General features: G+C 70.0%; 14 protein-coding genes and 2 pseudogenes. 10 read left to right on the top strand and 6 right to left on the bottom strand.

Annotation, left to right across the window (positions count from 1 at the left end; translation table 11 throughout):
* The first annotated feature begins 63 nt into the window (after positions 1 to 63).
* The 3 genes from E2B92_RS33920 (at position 64) to E2B92_RS00460 (ending at position 1,376) form a co-directional block, all read left to right on the top strand.
* Positions 64 to 294 carry a hypothetical protein gene (locus E2B92_RS33920; RefSeq protein ID WP_312846010.1) on the top strand — a complete coding sequence of 77 codons (231 nt, stop codon included), beginning with the start codon at positions 64 to 66 and terminating at the stop codon, positions 292 to 294.
* 34 nt (positions 295 to 328) lie between these two features.
* The gene (locus E2B92_RS00465) at positions 329 to 976 is read left to right on the top strand and encodes a DUF1772 domain-containing protein (protein WP_126882844.1); all 648 of its coding nucleotides are present in this window, start codon (positions 329 to 331) and stop codon (positions 974 to 976) included.
* 139 nt (positions 977 to 1,115) lie between these two features.
* Entirely contained in the window at positions 1,116 to 1,376 is a 261-nt protein-coding gene (locus E2B92_RS00460) for a hypothetical protein (protein ID WP_312846011.1), read from the top strand.
* Between the two features lie 150 nt (positions 1,377 to 1,526).
* On the opposite strand, the gene E2B92_RS00455 is transcribed toward E2B92_RS00460, so the two are convergent.
* Positions 1,527 to 1,850 carry a hypothetical protein gene (locus E2B92_RS00455; RefSeq protein ID WP_235023615.1) on the bottom strand — a complete coding sequence of 108 codons (324 nt, stop codon included), beginning with the start codon at positions 1,848 to 1,850 and terminating at the stop codon, positions 1,527 to 1,529.
* 388 nt (positions 1,851 to 2,238) lie between these two features.
* Between E2B92_RS00455 and E2B92_RS00450 the strand changes: the two genes are divergently transcribed.
* Positions 2,239 to 2,682 carry a peptidoglycan-binding domain-containing protein gene (locus E2B92_RS00450; RefSeq protein ID WP_126882845.1) on the top strand — a complete coding sequence of 148 codons (444 nt, stop codon included), beginning with the start codon at positions 2,239 to 2,241 and terminating at the stop codon, positions 2,680 to 2,682.
* A 55-nt stretch (positions 2,683 to 2,737) separates the two neighbouring features.
* Complete coding sequence (locus E2B92_RS00445) at positions 2,738 to 3,184, top strand: peptidoglycan-binding domain-containing protein (RefSeq protein WP_160159716.1); 447 nt, start codon at positions 2,738 to 2,740, stop codon at positions 3,182 to 3,184.
* 217 nt (positions 3,185 to 3,401) lie between these two features.
* Here E2B92_RS00445 and E2B92_RS00440 read toward each other — a convergent pair whose 3' ends face one another.
* Entirely contained in the window at positions 3,402 to 4,256 is an 855-nt protein-coding gene (locus E2B92_RS00440) for a hypothetical protein (protein WP_126882847.1), read from the bottom strand.
* An 85-nt stretch (positions 4,257 to 4,341) separates the two neighbouring features.
* Between E2B92_RS00440 and E2B92_RS00435 the strand changes: the two genes are divergently transcribed.
* The 3 genes and pseudogenes from E2B92_RS00435 to E2B92_RS00430 all read left to right on the top strand — a co-directional run bounded on the left by E2B92_RS00435 (position 4,342) and on the right by E2B92_RS00430 (position 7,356).
* Complete coding sequence (locus tag E2B92_RS00435) at positions 4,342 to 4,791, top strand: DUF3592 domain-containing protein (protein WP_126882848.1); 450 nt, start codon at positions 4,342 to 4,344, stop codon at positions 4,789 to 4,791.
* Between the two features lie 65 nt (positions 4,792 to 4,856).
* Positions 4,857 to 5,012: a hypothetical protein gene (locus E2B92_RS32560; RefSeq protein ID WP_160159715.1), complete on the top strand. Its 156-nt coding sequence runs from the start codon at positions 4,857 to 4,859 to the stop codon at positions 5,010 to 5,012.
* Between the two features lie 444 nt (positions 5,013 to 5,456).
* A pseudogene (locus tag E2B92_RS00430) lies at positions 5,457 to 7,356 on the top strand (amino acid transporter).
* 182 nt (positions 7,357 to 7,538) lie between these two features.
* On the opposite strand, the gene E2B92_RS00425 reads toward E2B92_RS00430, so the two are convergent.
* On the bottom strand, positions 7,539 to 8,045 hold the full coding sequence (locus tag E2B92_RS00425; protein ID WP_126882849.1) for a hypothetical protein: 507 nt from the start codon (positions 8,043 to 8,045) through the stop codon (positions 7,539 to 7,541).
* A gap of 235 nt (positions 8,046 to 8,280) precedes the next feature.
* Here E2B92_RS00425 and E2B92_RS00420 point away from each other — a divergent pair, with 235 nt between their 5' ends.
* On the top strand, positions 8,281 to 10,134 hold the full coding sequence (locus tag E2B92_RS00420) for an APC family permease (RefSeq protein ID WP_126882850.1): 1,854 nt from the start codon (positions 8,281 to 8,283) through the stop codon (positions 10,132 to 10,134).
* A 265-nt stretch (positions 10,135 to 10,399) separates the two neighbouring features.
* On the opposite strand, the gene E2B92_RS00415 is transcribed toward E2B92_RS00420, so the two are convergent.
* Entirely contained in the window at positions 10,400 to 11,959 is a 1,560-nt protein-coding gene (locus E2B92_RS00415) for an ABC transporter permease (protein ID WP_126882851.1), read from the bottom strand.
* Positions 11,956 to 12,855, bottom strand: coding sequence for an ABC transporter ATP-binding protein (locus E2B92_RS00410; RefSeq protein ID WP_126882852.1), 900 nt, complete (start codon positions 12,853 to 12,855; stop codon positions 11,956 to 11,958). Before E2B92_RS00410 ends, E2B92_RS00415 begins: the two co-directional genes overlap by 4 nt.
* A 71-nt stretch (positions 12,856 to 12,926) precedes the next feature.
* Between E2B92_RS00410 and E2B92_RS00405 the strand changes: the two genes are divergently transcribed.
* Positions 12,927 to 13,424 (top strand): GbsR/MarR family transcriptional regulator, encoded by a 498-nt coding sequence (locus E2B92_RS00405; RefSeq protein WP_126882853.1) that lies wholly within the window; start codon positions 12,927 to 12,929, stop codon positions 13,422 to 13,424.
* A gap of 204 nt (positions 13,425 to 13,628) precedes the next feature.
* Here E2B92_RS00405 and kdpB read toward each other — a convergent pair.
* Positions 13,629 to 15,337 (bottom strand): annotated as a pseudogene (kdpB, locus tag E2B92_RS00395) (potassium-transporting ATPase subunit KdpB); the annotation flags it as partial.
* Between the last annotated feature and the right edge of the window lie 111 nt (positions 15,338 to 15,448).

Raw genomic sequence — 15,448 nt, 5'->3', positions numbered from 1 at the left:
CGGCGCTCGGCCACGACGTGGTGCACGGACTGGACATCACCGTCGCTCTCGGCCTCGACCGGCGTGCCCCCGAAACGGCTGCGCGTGCTGCTCGACGGGATCCGGCCCAGCGGCCTGAGGTTCTTCGGCGCCGACATCTCCGGAGTGCGGCTGTGCGCTGAGGACCTGGACTGGCCCTACGGCGGCTCTCCCGTGTACGGCGCCGCCCAGGACCTCGCCCTGCTCGCCTTCGGCTGCAGGCTTCCGAACGGTCGGCTCCGGGGCGAACCAAGCAGCCGTTTCACCACCGTCTGAACCCCGCCGCTCACTCTCGCAAGGAGACACCACCATGCGCACCCGTCTGCTCCAGGGACTGTCCCTGCTCTCCACCGGGCTGCTTGCCGGCGCTTTCAGCTATGGCGCCGCGAATCTCGTGCCGACCTTCAATGCCGTCCCACTCGACATGAGACTCGACTTCCACGCCGAGCTGATGAAGATGAACGGGATCACCGTGCAGGGAACCATGGCGATCTCAGCCCTCAGCTCCCTCGCCCTGGCCGCGCTCACCCGAGGCCGGACACGAGTCCTCGCGGCCACGGCAGGGGCCCTGACCGTCGCATCCTTCGTTATCACCCGGTTCGGGAACGTACCGATCAACGGCCGTATCAAGCAGTGGGCCGCCACTGCACCGCCGACCGACCACGCAGGCATCCTGCACCGCTGGGAACTGTTTAATTACGCGCGTACCCTCACCGCCGTGGTGGCGTTCGCCCTCCTCGCCTTCCTGGCCCTGCGAGTGACCGCTCCCTCCCGAGGCTCGCTTGGACGCGAGAGCCAGGCAGCCACACCAGCCAGCGCCGCCCAGACCCGCACCGTCACGGGCGCGCACCGCCCACCGAGTGGATGCGCACCGGATGGACGGTGGTGCGCACCGTATGGAGAGGGTGCGCCCCGGGTGGATGCGCACCAGGCCCGGTCCGGCCGATCATGGTCGTGAGCCGTCAGGCATGATGCCGTGGTGAGCATCATCGAGTTCGGAAACCCATGGACGCCCGCTCATCAAGCGGTGGAGTCGAGCGACCACGCTCACGCGCCTCCTCGATGAGGGAGCCGACGTGAACGAGGTCTGTTGCGGGATGACCCTGCTGATGCACGCCATCGACCTGGAAGGGGACTCGGCTCTCCAGTCAAGACAACCGGTTGACAGCGCACTCACTGCAATTCTGCTTGCATACGGCGCCGACCCGACCATAACCCTCGACGGCGAAACCGCCTACGACATCGCCCACCGTTACAACCGCAGCATGGCGATCCGGTTGTTGCACCGGTTCACCACTCATCATGGCGGCGTCGCGGCGCCCGATCCGGGTGGACTTGTCGATGAGGACAAGCGCTAGTTACGTGATCGGCCGCACGAGCCATGGCTTCGTTCACTTCTAGGAACAGCGTTTGTCGATGAGTTCCGTCAGCAGCGAGCGATCAAGAGGGCCGCGGATGTTCACGAGTTTTGACGGCACCGCCGTGGCGCCGATGCCGCGGGGGCGAACCTATGAGTTCCGCCGGAGTCGTTCCTCGGCTTCAGCAGGTGTGTCGTAGTAGCCGGGGCGGCCCAGCAGGATCGTGGTGAAGTAGTAGCCCTGTTCCTCATCCGGGTCATCGTCGGCTTCGAACGGACGCCAGAAGCTCAGCAGGAGGTCGGGGGCGATGAACGAAGCGGGGTCTTCCAGATCCGCCTCGATCGTGGCGTGTTCGCGCATGCGGGTGACCACCTCGTGGGCCGGCAGGGCGAATACGTCCACGTCGTGGAAGACCACGCGGTCCGTTGCGGCAGTCGGGCGTGCGAGCTCGACTGCCTGGAGCTGGCCCTGCATGCAGTGAATGCTGACCATCAGTCCGCTCGGGCGGAAGATGTGCTGCCCTGGCCGGTCTGATTCCGAGAACGCGGAAGGTCGCGGAGCGAGTCCAACGCGGCATCGGCTTCGTCCCGGGGCATTCCGATGCGGAGCGGGCCGATGCCGGTCGGTGGTGCGAGGAGGAAATCCATGCGGGCATGATGCCAAGAGGCACTGTCGGCTGGAGCTGGCGGAAAGCGTGTGGCTGGGAATTGACTCAGGGTGCACCCCGATGTGCACGGAAATCGGGAACCCTAGCCTTCCTTTTGAGCGGGCCGGGGCACAGGTTTTCGGCGGCTCGGCCCTGTACGGACAAGGTTTCCAGCAGGGTGTCGCGTTATTCGGTTGATCTGGGGGCAGCTCGTCAATGCTGATCGGATTGAGGACGCACCGTGCCGTCACCGCAGGTGTGGTGGCGGCGCTTCTCAGCACTGGCTTCCTCGCAGGCACGGCTGGCCAGGCTGAGGCGGTGGTGCCTGTCTGTGTGAAGGCCGCCTCGGTGTCATGGGGTGCGGGACACGGGCCTGTGCCGTCGACGTCGGGAGGCTCGCTCAACTGCCGGCTCGGCCCGGGCAACAGCGGTGCCGGGGTGAAGGCCCTGCAGGCGGCGTTGAAGCTGTGTCACAAGAAGAACATCGCAGTCGATGGAGTTTACGGCGACAGGACCAAAAGCGCCCTCGCGGCAGTCCAGCGAAACAGCGGCATCGACGACGACGGCCTCTACGGCCCTCAGACCCGCAACGTCATCCTCTGGGACGTCACCGAGAAGACGCCCGCAGGAGGGACCTGGAAGTACTGCGACCGGCTCTGACATACCGGACGCGTTGTTCCCGCCGAAACATCGCACCATCAACGGAGGTACACCCATGTCCATCATCACCGGAGCCCGGCGCGTCGCTGCTACGGGACTCGGCTCCGTACTGCTCGCGACCGGAGTGGTCGGGGTGGCGGCTCCCCAGGCCCAGGCCGTCACCCCCATCTGCACCAAGACCGTCAGCAAAACGTGGACGGACGGGTACGGTTACAAGTTCTCCGGCCCCGTAGCCGCTGCTTCGAACGGCTCCCTGAACTGCCAGCTCGGGCCGGGCAACAGCAGCTCAGCCGTCAGGGCACTTCAGAACTCCATCAACCGCTGCTACAACTTCGCCGATATCGCCGTGGACGGCATCTACGGCCCCGGGACCAAGGCTGCCGTGGCCAAGGTGCAGCGCTACCACGGCATCTCCGACGACGGCCTCTACGGGCCGAGCACCCGGGCCGTCTTCAACTGGATCATTGTCGGCTCCCAAGGACCGGCCTGCCACGACTTCTGAGTGGGCAACACCGGCCTGCCTGCTGCGCCAGAAGTCCAGTGCGGGTGAGGTGCGCACAGGGTGGCGGGTTGACTGACGCCGGGAGGGCAGCGCTGGAGCGTTGCAGGCCGTGGCGTGGACGGCGTGCTTCTCCATGTCCAGCACCCGGTTCTTCCTCCCTCCTCGACACCTTGACCGTCCGTGCCGCCGCGGCACGGACGGACGCGCAGGACGAGGATCAGCCGGTGAAGGCGGGGAGCACGAGCTGGTACGTCCCGTAGTTCATGAACCCCGCGATGACGGCGGCGACCATGGATACGACGAGAATGAGCACCCTGTCGCCCGTCGGAGGGCAGACGACGGCGTACGCGGGGTTCTTCGGGTGGTAGGCGATCCGGACAGTCTTGCCCTTGTTGTGGCCGTGGATGTAGCGGGTCACGCCGTCGGTGGCCGAGAACGCGTGGACGGTGTCGCCGTCGTCCTCCCGGAACACCTGCCGCCCCTCCACAGTGATGCCGTGGCGGGGCAGGTACCAGTCCCGCCACACCATCGCGAACAGCATCACAACGAGGTAGGAGCAGGCCACGCCCGTCGCCCCGAGCAGCAGCGTCGCGATGGCCCGGCTCCAGTCCCCGCCCAGCACACCGACGACGACGGCCAGGGCTGCGATGGCCGCGCAGCCGGTGTACATCAGCCGGATGCCGTGGGTGGGCAATCCGACTTGGACCAGGTTCTCGTCCGCTTCGTCTTCGCCCTCGTCACCGATGACCAGGCTCCGGATCACGACAAGCGTGGAACCGTCGACCGTCTCCTCGTCCGCGGTCTGTTCCGGCAGAGCGGCGTTCACCGCGTCGGCGAAGACGCCCGCGGCGGCCGCGCTGACGTCGCTGACGCGGTACACCGTCGGATCGACTCCCGCCGGAGCGGTCAACTCCAGGAGGATGTCGCGCCGTTCGGCGTGGACCCGGGCGACCGAGGCGAACGGTATGCGCAGCTCGGCGTCCGGACGCCGCAGCAGCAGCTCCCCACCGGTGGAGCGGAGTTCGATGCCCCTGTCGCCACGGAGGACGGGGACGGGCGAAGAGATCGACATGCGCGTGATCGTAGGTGGCGAAGTCCCCGCTGGTGAAGAGTTGAGGGGCTTTCGGATTGAACCTGTGGTGCCGTACCGTCCGTCTGTGAACCTGGTGATGACCGTGCTCCTCCTTGCCGTCCTCGCATCCGCGGCCTTCTGCTTCTTCGGCCTGATACTGATCAAAGGCGAAGGAGCGGAGCTCAAGAAGATGACGGAGCTGTACGAATCCGGCGTCGAGGTGCGAGCGGAGCTGGTGAGCCTAGTGCCGTTCGGCACCAACGGTTACGCGAGCGCTGTCTACGAGTGGCAGTCCCCGGAAGGCTCCGGCCGGCACCAAGAGGGTGCGAACGTGGGCCACGCCCACGTCGTCGGACAGAGCTACCCCCTGGTCTTCGACCCGCAGAACACCAGGCAGGTGCACCTGGGGACGAAGGTCGCGGTCCGCAGGGAGCGCAAGCGCCGCCAGAGCTACGTACGCAACGCCCGGCGAATGACCCTCCTGGCCCTCACGGGCGGCGCCTTGGCGACGGTGGGGCTGATCATCAGCCCCTGACGGCCGTCAAGGTTCGAACGCGGGCATCGGGTGACAACTACCGGCGGGCTGCTGTCCGGCGGCTCTTGGGACAGATCGCCGTCGCAGAGTTCGCCCAGCGCGTCCGCGAGCGGCTGGGGCTCCTGCGGGTCAAGGGGCCTACCACCATTACGGAGCAGGACCTTGCCGACCGGATCGGCTACGAGGTGGCACAGGCGGTCGTGGCACGGCGCCACGGGTAATGGGACCAGCCCTGGCGTCGCTCGTCACGGTAGCGGCCATCCGTGACCTATTGGTGTGATGGGCAGACACGAAATCAGCCCGCCCGCGACGTGCCCCGCCGCATCACGGCCCGACGTCACCCTACGGGACGCGGCGACGTCGCCAGGCCCGGTTCCGGGCGGCGCGGACCTGGCAGGTGATCGGGTCGGCCCTGATGTCGCCGACCCGGCATCCAAGCATCCGGCTGGCTGCCCTGAGGTCACCACCGGTCCATTTGCCGGGAACGCAGGGGGGATGGGAGGCGAGGGATGGGGGAACAAGGCGGCAGGGCAGCGACGCGCCCGCGTGTCGGCCCCCAAGAGGACTGATGCCGCCGAGAGTTCGCATACTCGGTGATCGTGCCGTGAGTGCGACGGCATCCATGACCGGTGTGCTGAGCAGGGCAGGAAAGGCTGATGGGGGATATGGACGACGTGAACGAACCTGCGGTGCCAGAGGTGGTGGAGAGCCCCGCTCTGCGGGCGCAGCCGACCGGCAAGCTGGCCCGGTGGATGCTGCACCACCAGGTGCAGCCGGTCGGGCCGGCGGCCGGGGAGGGGCACGCCGAGCCGCACGCCTGGTGGAAGGTGATGTGCCTGACCGGTGTCGACTACTTCTCCAGCCTCGCCTACGTGCCGGCGATCGCCGCACTGGCGGCCGGGGCGGTCTCGCCGTTGGCGACTCTGCTGATCGTTGCGCTGACGTTGCTGGGGATGGTGGGGCAAGCTGTTCGTGCTGGTCCTGCTCGGCTTCGTGGCTACGTCGTGGATCATCACGATCACGCTTTCCACTGCGGACGCGTCCGTGCATGTGGTTGAGAACCCCTTCTTCCCCCAGGCTCTGCACGGCCATGAGGTCGCTCTCACGGTGGCGCTGCTGCTGGTGCTCGGCGGAGTGTTCCTGCTCGGGTTCAGCGAAGCGGTCAGTGTGGCCATCCCGCTGGTCGCGGTTTTCCTCGCGCTGAACGCTGTCGTGATCGCGGTGGGCCTGACTCATGTCGTCACCACCCCAGGAGCCTGGTCGGCGTGGACGGATGCTCTTGTCGAAGGCGGAGGTGGCCTGGGGGACCTGATGGGTCCGGCGCTGTTGGCCTTCCCTCTGTTGGTGCTCGGCCTGTCGGGCTTCGAGACCGGTGTGAGCATGATGCCGCTGGTATCCGCCGAAGGCCCGGATGAGGAGCAGCGATTGCGCTCGCGCATCCGCAACACCCGCAAGCTGCTGACCACCGCCGCACTCATCATGAGCGTCTACCTGTTGTCCGCGAGCTTCGTCACCACCGTCCTCATCCCTCATGAGCAGTTCGAGCCGGGCGGTGCGGCCAACGGCCGCGCGCTGGCCTGGCTGGCCCACGAACATGTCGGAGAGACCTTCGGCACCGTCTACGACATCAGCACCATCCTCATCCTGTGGTTCGCCGGTGCCTCCGCCATGGCCGGACTGATCAACATCGTCCCCCGCTACCTGCCCGACTACGGCATGGCCCCGGAATGGGGGCGCGCCGTGCGCCCGGTCGTCCTCGTCTACACCGCCGTGTGCATCGTCATCACGATCGCGTTCGATGCCGACGTGGACTCCCAGGCCGGCGCCTACGCCACCGGCATCCTGGCCATGATGGTCTCCGGCGCCTTCGCCGTCACCGTCTCCGTCGCACGCCGTCGCCGTCGCGCGACCGCCATCGGCTTCGCCCTCCTCACAGCCGTCCTGCTCTACGCCCTGGGCGCCAACATCATCGACAAGCCCGACGGCATCGCCATCTCCGGCTTCTTCATCGCCGGCATCATCATCGTGTCGCTGATTTCCCGGGTCTCCCGCACCACCGAACTGCGCGCCGACCGCATCGTCTTCGACCCCGCAGCCCGTCAGTTCATCACTGACACCCTGGCCCACGACAACGCCATAAACATCATCGCCAACCGCCGTCAGGCCGGCGATGAAGCCGAGTACAGTGCCAAGGAGCGTGAGCAGCGCGGCACCAACCCCGTGCCGGCCCCGGCCGACGTGGTGTTCCTGGAAATCGACGTCGTCGACCCCTCCGACTTCAGCGAGACCCTCACCGTCCACGGCGTCGAAGTCGACGGATACCGCGTTCTGCGCGCCGAAGCCCCGGCCGCACCCAACGCCATCGCCGCCATTCTGCTCGCGCTCCGCGACACCACCGGCGTCCAGCCGCACTGCTACTTCGCCTGGGCCGAAGGCAGCCCGCTGAAACACATGTTCCGATACTTCCTCCTCGGCCGCGGCGACACCGCACCCGTCACCCGCGAGATCATCCGCAAGCACGAGCCCGACCCCGCCCGCCGTCCCGGCATACACGTCGGCGGCTGATTCGCCGACGTGCCGGGACAGGGTCACGCTGCAACGCCCGTGACCGGTCAGCCGACCGCGAGGGGCCGTTGCCTCGACACGCCGCAACGGCCCCTGACGGCCCAAGCGCGTGCGGCGGCTCGGCATGCAGCAGAAGGCACGGGGGCACCCGCCCCCGGAGCGGTACGCCGCGCGGGAGTCCGTCACTCCGGGCGGCGCCGGTCCACGCCGGAGATCTTGAGGACGGTCCGCGACACCTCCCGCTCGGCGCACCGGGACAGCTCCCGCAGGGCGGCCGCCCCGCACAGCAGCGTCCCCCGCCCGAGGGACGCTCGGGCGCCGGCGTCGAACAGATGCCATAGGGCGGGGCTGGCGATCAGTACGCGCGGGTCGAGGACGACTTGGTCGCCGGTGAGGTCACGCAGCACCAGCCGTTTGGCGACGCCGTCGGACCAGCGGACCGACACGAGCAGGTCGGTGCGGACGCTGTGCTCCCGCAACAGTCCTCGCACCGTCAGCCAGCCGGGGCCCGCCGTGACCCGTGGGGGCAGCAGCGTCACGAAGAGCAGGGCTGCGAGCGCGGTCCACAGGGCCGCCCTCGGTGCGTTGAGGTCACCCGAGAGACCGTCGATGACCAGCAGCATCGCCAGGAGGAGCGCGGCGCAGCCCCATGCGCCGCGCACGTCCCCGGGCCGGCCCTCGTCGGTCACGGACGGAGAGATACGTCGTCCGATGACGTCCGACGCCAGAGGCTGCGGCGGGTAGTGGCGCGGGCGTTGACGGAGCACTGACGGTGCCCCGGCGAACCCTGACGCAGTGCTGACACGCCGTGTCAAGAAGGCGTGAAGGCCGGCCCCTTGGGCGCCAAGATCGCGCCAGTGCTGTACCCGGCACGGCTGAAAGGGGCGCACGCTGGGCTCACCCGAACGAAGGAGCTCACCGCACATGCCCGTCCTGACCGCCGAGCCCGGAGCAGCCCCGAGCGCCGAGGAACCTCCCGATACGAGCCCGGCTACCCGGCACAGGCTCACGGCGGTCACCGGGCTGGCCGCGCTCTCGCTGGACGCGATGGCATCGGTGGCGTACGGGCCCGAGGCCATCGTCCTGGTCCTCGCGGCGGCGGGCACGCACGGGCTCGGGTACACACTGCCGGTCACCGTCGCCATCGCCGCGCTGCTCGCCGTGCTGGTCGCCTCGTACCGGCAGGTGATCGCCGCCTTCCCGGACGGCGGCGGCAGTTACGCGGTCGCCAAGGCGCACCTCGGCCGCCGCGCGAGCCTGGTGGCGGCCGCGTCGCTGGTCCTGGACTACGTGCTGAACGTCGCCGTGGCCGTCACCGCGGGCGTCGCCGCGCTGACGTCGGCGTTCCCCGCCCTGTACGACGACCGGCTGTGGCTGTGCCTGGCGGTGCTCGCCGGGATCACCGCGGTGAACCTGCGCGGCATCGTCGACTCGGCGCGCGCCTTCATCGCGCCGACGGTCGTCTTCATCGGCGCGATCGTCACCCTCATCGTGGCGGGACTGTTCCGCGACGCTCCGGCTTCCACGGCCGCGACCGCCGGACACGCCTCCGCCCTGGCCGACGACGCCACCACCGTCGGTGCCCTGCTGCTGCTCAAGGCGTTCGCCTCCGGCTGCTCCGCCCTCACCGGCGTGGAGGCCATCGCCAACGCCGTCCCGACCTTCCGCGCCCCGGCCGCCCGCCGCGCCCAGCACGCGGAAGTCGTGCTCGGCGCGCTCCTCGGGGTCATGCTGGTCGGCCTGTCCGTCCTGATCTCCCGATTCGGCCTGCGGCCGGTCGAGGGCGTCACCGTCCTGGCTCAGCTCGCCGACGCGTCGCTCGGCCACAACGCCGCCTTCTATGTCATCCAGTTCGCCACCATGGTGCTGCTGGGCCTCTCCGCGAACACCTCTTTCGGCGGGCTGCCGGTGCTGTTGAAGCTGCTGGCCCGGGACAACTACGTGCCGCACGTCTTCGGCCTGAAGGCCGACCGCCAGGTCCACCGGCACGGCGTCCTCGCCCTCGCCGCCGTCTCCGCTGCGCTGCTGGTCTTCTCGGGCGGCGACACCAACAGCCTCGTCCCGCTCTTCGCGATCGGCGTCTTCGTCGGCTTCACTCTCGCCCAGACCGGCATGGTGATCCACTGGCGTGCCGCGCGCGGCCCGCGCTGGGCCGGCAAAGCGGCGCTCAACGGCCTGGGCGCGGCGCTCACGGGCGCGAGTGCGATCGTCGTCACCGCGACCAAGTTCCGCGACGGCGCCTGGCTGATCGCCCTCGCTCTCCCACTGCTGGTCGCCGCCTTCGTCTGCGTCCACCGCGCGTACGCCACGATCGGCGAACGCCTCGGCGTGGGCCGCATCCCCCGCGCCCCGCACCGCGAGCGCTCCCTGATCGTCGTCCCGGTGTCCTCGCTGACACGGCTGACCAGCGAGGCCCTGACGGCCGCCGTCTCCCTGGGTGACGAGGTGCGCGCGGTCACGGTCTGCCACCAGGAGCCTGAGGACCGCGCCCACACGCGGGCCCTGCTGCGTGACTGGGCCCTGTGGAACCCCGGCGTTCCGCTCGTCGCGCTCGCTTCCGCCCGCCGAACGCTCGGACGTCCCGTCGCCGACTACGTACGCCAACTGGCGGCCGCCGATCCCGGCGTACGAATCACCGTCCTCATCCCAGAGGTCGAGCCGGCTCACTTGTGGCAGCGGCTGCTGCAGAACCAGCGGGGTGCGGTCGTGGCGCATGCGGTACGGCGCGACACAGAGGCGGCGGTGTGCCGTCTGCGCTTCCGGCTCCAGGCGCATTAGCCAGGCGCGTTGCTGACGCTTGTCGACGCGGCTCCGGCGTGGTCAGGGCGAGGACTCCGCTGCGGTGGAGGTTGTGGGCTGCACCGCAGCGGAGGTCTTCGCGTCCCACCCATGGCAGGCCGAAGGCGAGGCCGGGGTGCACGACCGCTCCAGCAGCCCCCCCGTACGACGCCGCACCGCGCCTGTCGGGGTCCGAAACCGGGTCGGGAGCGTCCGCGGTCACGGCCTGCCGGAGCTGCGCGTGGAACTGTGACGCGGCCGCGGTTCAGGTCACCAGGTCCCGCCGGCGCAGGCCGGTCAGCCCCGCGGTAACCAGTGCGCCCGTCAGCGCCCCGAGGATCAGCAGCGGCGGCCAGGACACGGCCGTGCCGGGGAGCTTCGGGATGTGGCCGAACGGCGAGATGTTCAGGACGAGTTGCGGCAGGTCCAGCGCCGGGCCGATCCAGCCCAGTGCCAGACACAGCCCGGCAACGCCCCACCCGGCCGGTGCCGCCTTCGGCAGGGCGCCGTACAGCAGCACCGCCACGCCGCCGAGCGTCCATACCGCCGGGAGCTGGGCGAGCGCGGCGCCCAGGACGGGTCCGGCTTCCCGGCCGTACGAGAGGGTGAGGCCGGCCGCCGCCGCGACCATGAGCAGCACCGAGCCGCCGAAGGCGATGAGCAGATGGCCGGCGGCCCAGCGCAGGCGGCCGACCGCGGTGGCGAGGACCGGCTCGGCGCGGCCGGATGTCTCCTCGCCGTGCAGGCGCAGGACCGAGCCGACGACGTACAGGGCTGCGACCATGCCGAAGAGGCCGGTCATCGCGGCGAGGAAGGCGTTCTCCAGGCCGGACTGCCCGCCCATGCGCTCGAAGATCTGCCGGGCCTGCACGTTGTCGCCGACGAGGTCACTCGCCCCCTCGACCATCCCGCCGAAGACCAGCCCCGCGGCCAGGAAGCCCAGCGTCCAGCCGAGTACGCCGCTTCGCTGGAGCCGCCATGCGAGGGCGCCGGCGGTGGCGAGGCGGCCGGAGGCGGGGCCGGGGCGGGCCGGCAGGAAGCTCATGCCGACGTCACGCCGCCCGGCGAGCCCGTAGGCCACGCCCGCCTGGGCGGCGACCGCCGCCGCCATGAGCAGGAGCACCCACCAGCGCTCGGCGGCGAAGGCGCGGACGTTCTCGGCCCAGCCGACGGGGGAGAGCCAGGTCAGCGCGGACGCGCCACCCGCGTCGCCCGCCGCCCGCAGCAGGAACGCCAGCCCCAGCACCGCCGCCGTCAGCCCCTTCGCGAGCCGCGCGCTCTCGGTGAGCTGGGCGACGATCGCTGCCATGGTGGCGAACACCATGCCGGTGCCACCGACCGCGAGACCGAGCGCCACCGCTCCGGCCGCGCCCTCGCCGGCCAGCCCGGCGGCGATGAGGAGCGCGACGGCGGCGTTGGCGGTCAGCGCGGTCAAGAGCGCGGAGGTCAGCGGCGCCCGGCGGCCCACCTGGCCCGCCGACAGCATCTCCTGACGCCCCGTCTCCTCTTCCTCCCGCGTGTGCCGTACGACGATGATCAGGCTCATCACGGCTGCCAGCGCCGCCGCGAAGACCCCGAACCGCCACGCCACCAGCGCGCCGGTCGAGTCGCCGAACACCGGCCCGTACAAGGACCGGACGGAGCTGTTCGCGTTCATCGAGGCGGCGACCTCGGCGCGTGCGGCGGGTGTGTCGTACAGCGCCCCGATCGAGCCGGCCCCGCTCGCGACCATGCCGCCGACGACCGCTGCCCACAGGGGCAGCATCAGCCGGTCGCGGCGCAGCGCGAGCCGCGCGAGGGTTCCCGCGCCGGTCAGCGCGCTCATCGCCCGGCCTCCTCGGCGACGGCGTAGTGGCGGAGGAACAGCTCCTCCAGGGTGGGCGGGGCGCTGGTCAACGACCGTACGCCGGAGGCGGCGAGGGACGTGAGCACCGCGTTGAGGTGGTCGGCGTCGACCTGGAGGCTGACGCGGTTGCCTCGTACGTCGAGGTCGTGGACGCCCGGCATCTGCGCGAGCCCGTTGGGCGGCCCGGCGAGCTCGGCGGTGACGCTCGTACGGGTCAGGTGACGGAGCTCGGTGAGCGAGCCGGTCTCCACGGTCCGTCCGTTGCGGATGATGCTGACCCGGTCGCAGAGGCTCTCCACCTCGCTGAGGATGTGGGAGGAGAGCAGGATGGTCCGGCCGCGCTCGCGCTCCTCGGCCACGCACCTCTGGAAGACCGCCTCCATGAGCGGGTCGAGACCGCTCGTCGGCTCGTCGAGGATCAGGACGTCCACGTCGGAGGCGAAGGCGGCGACGAGGGCGACCTTCTGGCGGTTGCCCTTGGAGTACGTGCGCCCCTTCTTGGTCGGATCCAGCTCGAACCGCTCGATGAGCTCGGCCCGGCGGGCCTTGTCGAGACCTCCCCGCAGGCGTCCGTACAGGTCGATGACCTCGCCACCGGAGAGGTTGCGCCACAGCGTGACGTCGCCGGGGACGTACGCCACGCGCCGGTGCAGTTCGACGGCGTCGTGCCAGGGGTCCCGGCCCAGGATCTGAGCCGCGCCGGAGTCGGCGCGCAGCAAGCCGAGCAGGACCCGGATGGTGGTGGACTTCCCGGCACCGTTGGGGCCGAGGAAGCCGTGGACCTCGCCGGTCGCGACGGTGAGGTCGAGGCCGTCCAGCGCGCGTGTCCGCCCGAACGACTTGTGCAATCCGGAGACGGTGATGGCGTTCGTCATGCTTCAGAACATACGTATGTTTCACAAAATTGTGAAGTTAAGGAACCGTATAAAGTCGGGAGGTGCACCGGATGACGGGAGACGATGAACCCATGGGCAACGAGGAACAGGTGAGCCGCTTCGTGGAGCGCTTCGCGGCCGAGCTGACCGAGGCCGGCATGCAGCGCATGGCGTCCCGCGTCTTCGCCGCGCTGCTCGCCTCCGAGGGCGGATCGCTGACCTCCGCCGAGCTCTCCGAGCAACTGTGCATCAGCCCGGCCGCGGTCTCCGGTGCCATCCGTTACCTCAACCAGGTCGGCATGGTCAGCCGCGAGCGCGAGCCCGGCTCGCGGCGGGACCGGTACGTCCTGCACAACGAGCTCTGGTACGAGACCTTCACCCGCCGCGACCAGATCCTCACCCGCTGGGAGGCCATCCTGCGCGAGGGCGCCGAGACCCTGGGCCGGGACTCGGTGGCAGGGGCGCGGGTGGCGGAGACGGCGGAGTTCTTCGAGTTCCTCCAGAAGGAGATGCACCAGATGCTGGACCGCTGGCGCGAACACCGCGCGACGCGTCCGCAGCCTGGCTGACCGGCGAGACGGAACGCCGATGATGCGCCCCGGCACCGGCTTCTCGACGACGGGTAGGCCACTGGGTCATGCGACCTGCTGGACAGCCGTTGTGCGCGCCACTGGAGTGGCGGTGGCGTAGTGGATGTACTCGCGTTCCATCGGAAGCCCGCCGTCCAGGCCGGCAGGCGGCTTGCGCGGTTGTCCCGCGAACACGTCCAGCGCGCCGTTCGGCCCCGCGACGCCACGTCCGCGCACAGCGCGGTGACGCAGGTCGTTCGCACCGTCACCGGTCATCGCGACGAGCTTGCCGTCCGCCTGCTCGCGTTTGACGAGGGCGGCCTGTCCTCGGGCGTGGCCTCGGCCAGGTGGCCGTCGCGCCGGCCTCCTGGGCGATGGCGCGAGCGGTCAGGGGGTTGTCGCCGGTGACCATGACCGTACGGATGCCCATGCGGCGCAGCTCCGCGAACCGCTCGCGGACGCCTTCCTTGACACGTCCTCGAGGTGGACGATGCCGAGCACCCTCGGTCCGTCGTGGTCGTGCACGGCTACCAGCAGCGGCGTGCCGCCGCCGGCGGCGATCGCGTCGGACCAGGCGCCGGCCTCCGCGGGCACGGCCCCGCCGTACATCCGCACCCAGTCGATGATCTGGGCAGCCGCGCCCTTGCCGATGTGGCAGGCGGTGCCGTCGGCCCAGCGCAGGCCGATGCCGCTCATCCGGGTCTGGGCGCTGAACTCCACGAAGCGCGCGTGCGTCAGCTCGCCGTCGGCCGGCTCCCGCAGCCCGTACCGCTCCTTCGCCAGTACGACGATCGAGCGGCCTTCGGGTGTCTCGTCGGCGAGCGAGGAGAGCTGGGCGGCGTCGGCCAGGAGAAGCTCGTCCACGCCCGGCATGGGGACGAAGTCGGCCGCCTCTCGGTTCCCGAGGGTGATGGTGCCGGTCTTGTCGAGCAGCAGCGTGTTGACGTCGCCCGCCGCCTCGACGGCACGGCCGGACATCGCCAGTACGTTGCGCTGGACGAGCCGGTCCATGCCGGCGATGCCGATCGCGGAGAGCAGGGCGCCGATCGTGGTCGGGATGAGGGTGACGAGGAGGGCGACCAGCACGGTGGTGGACTGGGCGGCGCCCGCGTACGCGGCCATGGGCTGGAGTGCGACGACGATCAGGACGAAGACGATGGTGAGTGCGGCCAGCAGGATGTTGAGGGCGATCTCGTTGGGCGTCTTGTGCCTCGACGCACCTTCGACCAGGGCGATCATCCGGTCCAGGAAGGAGTGGCCGGGGCGCGAGGTGACGCGTATGACGATGCGGTCCGAGAGCACCGTCGTACCGCCCGTGACGCCGGAGCGGTCGCCGCCCGCCTCCCGGATGACCGGTGCGGACTCGCCCGTCACGGCCGATTCGTCGACCGCCGCGACACCGTCGACCACGTCACCGTCGGCCGGGATCAGCTCACTGGCTCGGACGTTCACGAAGTCGAACAGCTTCAGGTCGGTGGCCGCGACGGTCTCCGCCTCGGTACGCTCGACGTCCAGTCCGTAGCGCCAGTGGCGCAGCCGCAGTGCGACCGTGTCGGTGCGGGCCCGGCGCAGCGACTCGGCCTGCGCCCTGCCGCGGCCCTCGGCCACCGCCTCCGCGAGGTTCGCGAAGATCACCGTCAGCCAGAGCCAGACGCTGATCACCCGGCGAAGACGGACGGATGGATCAGCGCGGAGAGTGTGGTGAGCACCGATCCGACGGCGACGACGAACAGCACTGGGTTCTTCACCAGGGCGCGCGGATGGAGCTTGCGCAGGGCCTCCGGGAAGGACGTCAGCATCTGCTTGGGGTCAAGCAGACCGCCCCCGCCGTGCCTGGCACGCCGCCGGGGTGCGGCCCTGCGGTCGCGCGCTCTCGGATCCGGTGGAGCTTGCTGCTGGGTGGCGGAGAGCATCGGGGAAGACCTTCCGGAGTGACGGAGGCGGAGTGGCCCCGAGGGGCAATGAGGTGCTGTTGGGAACCTTGTCGTGCGGAGGCGCCTCCGCACGACAAGGCCACGCGCGGC

The sequence above is a fragment of the Streptomyces sp. WAC05374 genome, assembly GCF_004353505.1.
Lineage (GTDB): Bacteria > Actinomycetota > Actinomycetes > Streptomycetales > Streptomycetaceae > Streptomyces.
Note: the sequence above shows the minus strand (reverse complement) of the source record. Positions and strands in the feature narration are given on the sequence as shown.

Excerpts from the sequence above, each read along its gene's own strand:
- E2B92_RS00465 (WP_126882844.1), top strand. The coding sequence starts at position 329 with ATGCGCACCCGTCTGCTCCAGGGACTGTCCCTGCTCTCCACCGGGCTG.
- E2B92_RS00460 (WP_312846011.1), top strand. The coding sequence starts at position 1,116 with ATGACCCTGCTGATGCACGCCATCGACCTGGAAGGGGACTCGGCTCTC.
- E2B92_RS00455 (WP_235023615.1), bottom strand. The coding sequence starts at position 1,850 with ATGCAGGGCCAGCTCCAGGCAGTCGAGCTCGCACGCCCGACTGCCGCA.
- E2B92_RS00445 (WP_160159716.1), top strand. The coding sequence starts at position 2,738 with ATGTCCATCATCACCGGAGCCCGGCGCGTCGCTGCTACGGGACTCGGC.
- E2B92_RS00440 (WP_126882847.1), bottom strand. The coding sequence starts at position 4,256 with ATGTCGATCTCTTCGCCCGTCCCCGTCCTCCGTGGCGACAGGGGCATC.
- E2B92_RS00405 (WP_126882853.1), top strand. The coding sequence starts at position 12,927 with ATGACGGGAGACGATGAACCCATGGGCAACGAGGAACAGGTGAGCCGC.
- E2B92_RS00410 (WP_126882852.1), bottom strand. The coding sequence starts at position 12,855 with ATGACGAACGCCATCACCGTCTCCGGATTGCACAAGTCGTTCGGGCGG.
- E2B92_RS00415 (WP_126882851.1), bottom strand. The coding sequence starts at position 11,959 with ATGAGCGCGCTGACCGGCGCGGGAACCCTCGCGCGGCTCGCGCTGCGC.
- E2B92_RS00420 (WP_126882850.1), top strand. The coding sequence starts at position 8,281 with ATGCCCGTCCTGACCGCCGAGCCCGGAGCAGCCCCGAGCGCCGAGGAA.
- E2B92_RS00450 (WP_126882845.1), top strand. The coding sequence starts at position 2,239 with ATGCTGATCGGATTGAGGACGCACCGTGCCGTCACCGCAGGTGTGGTG.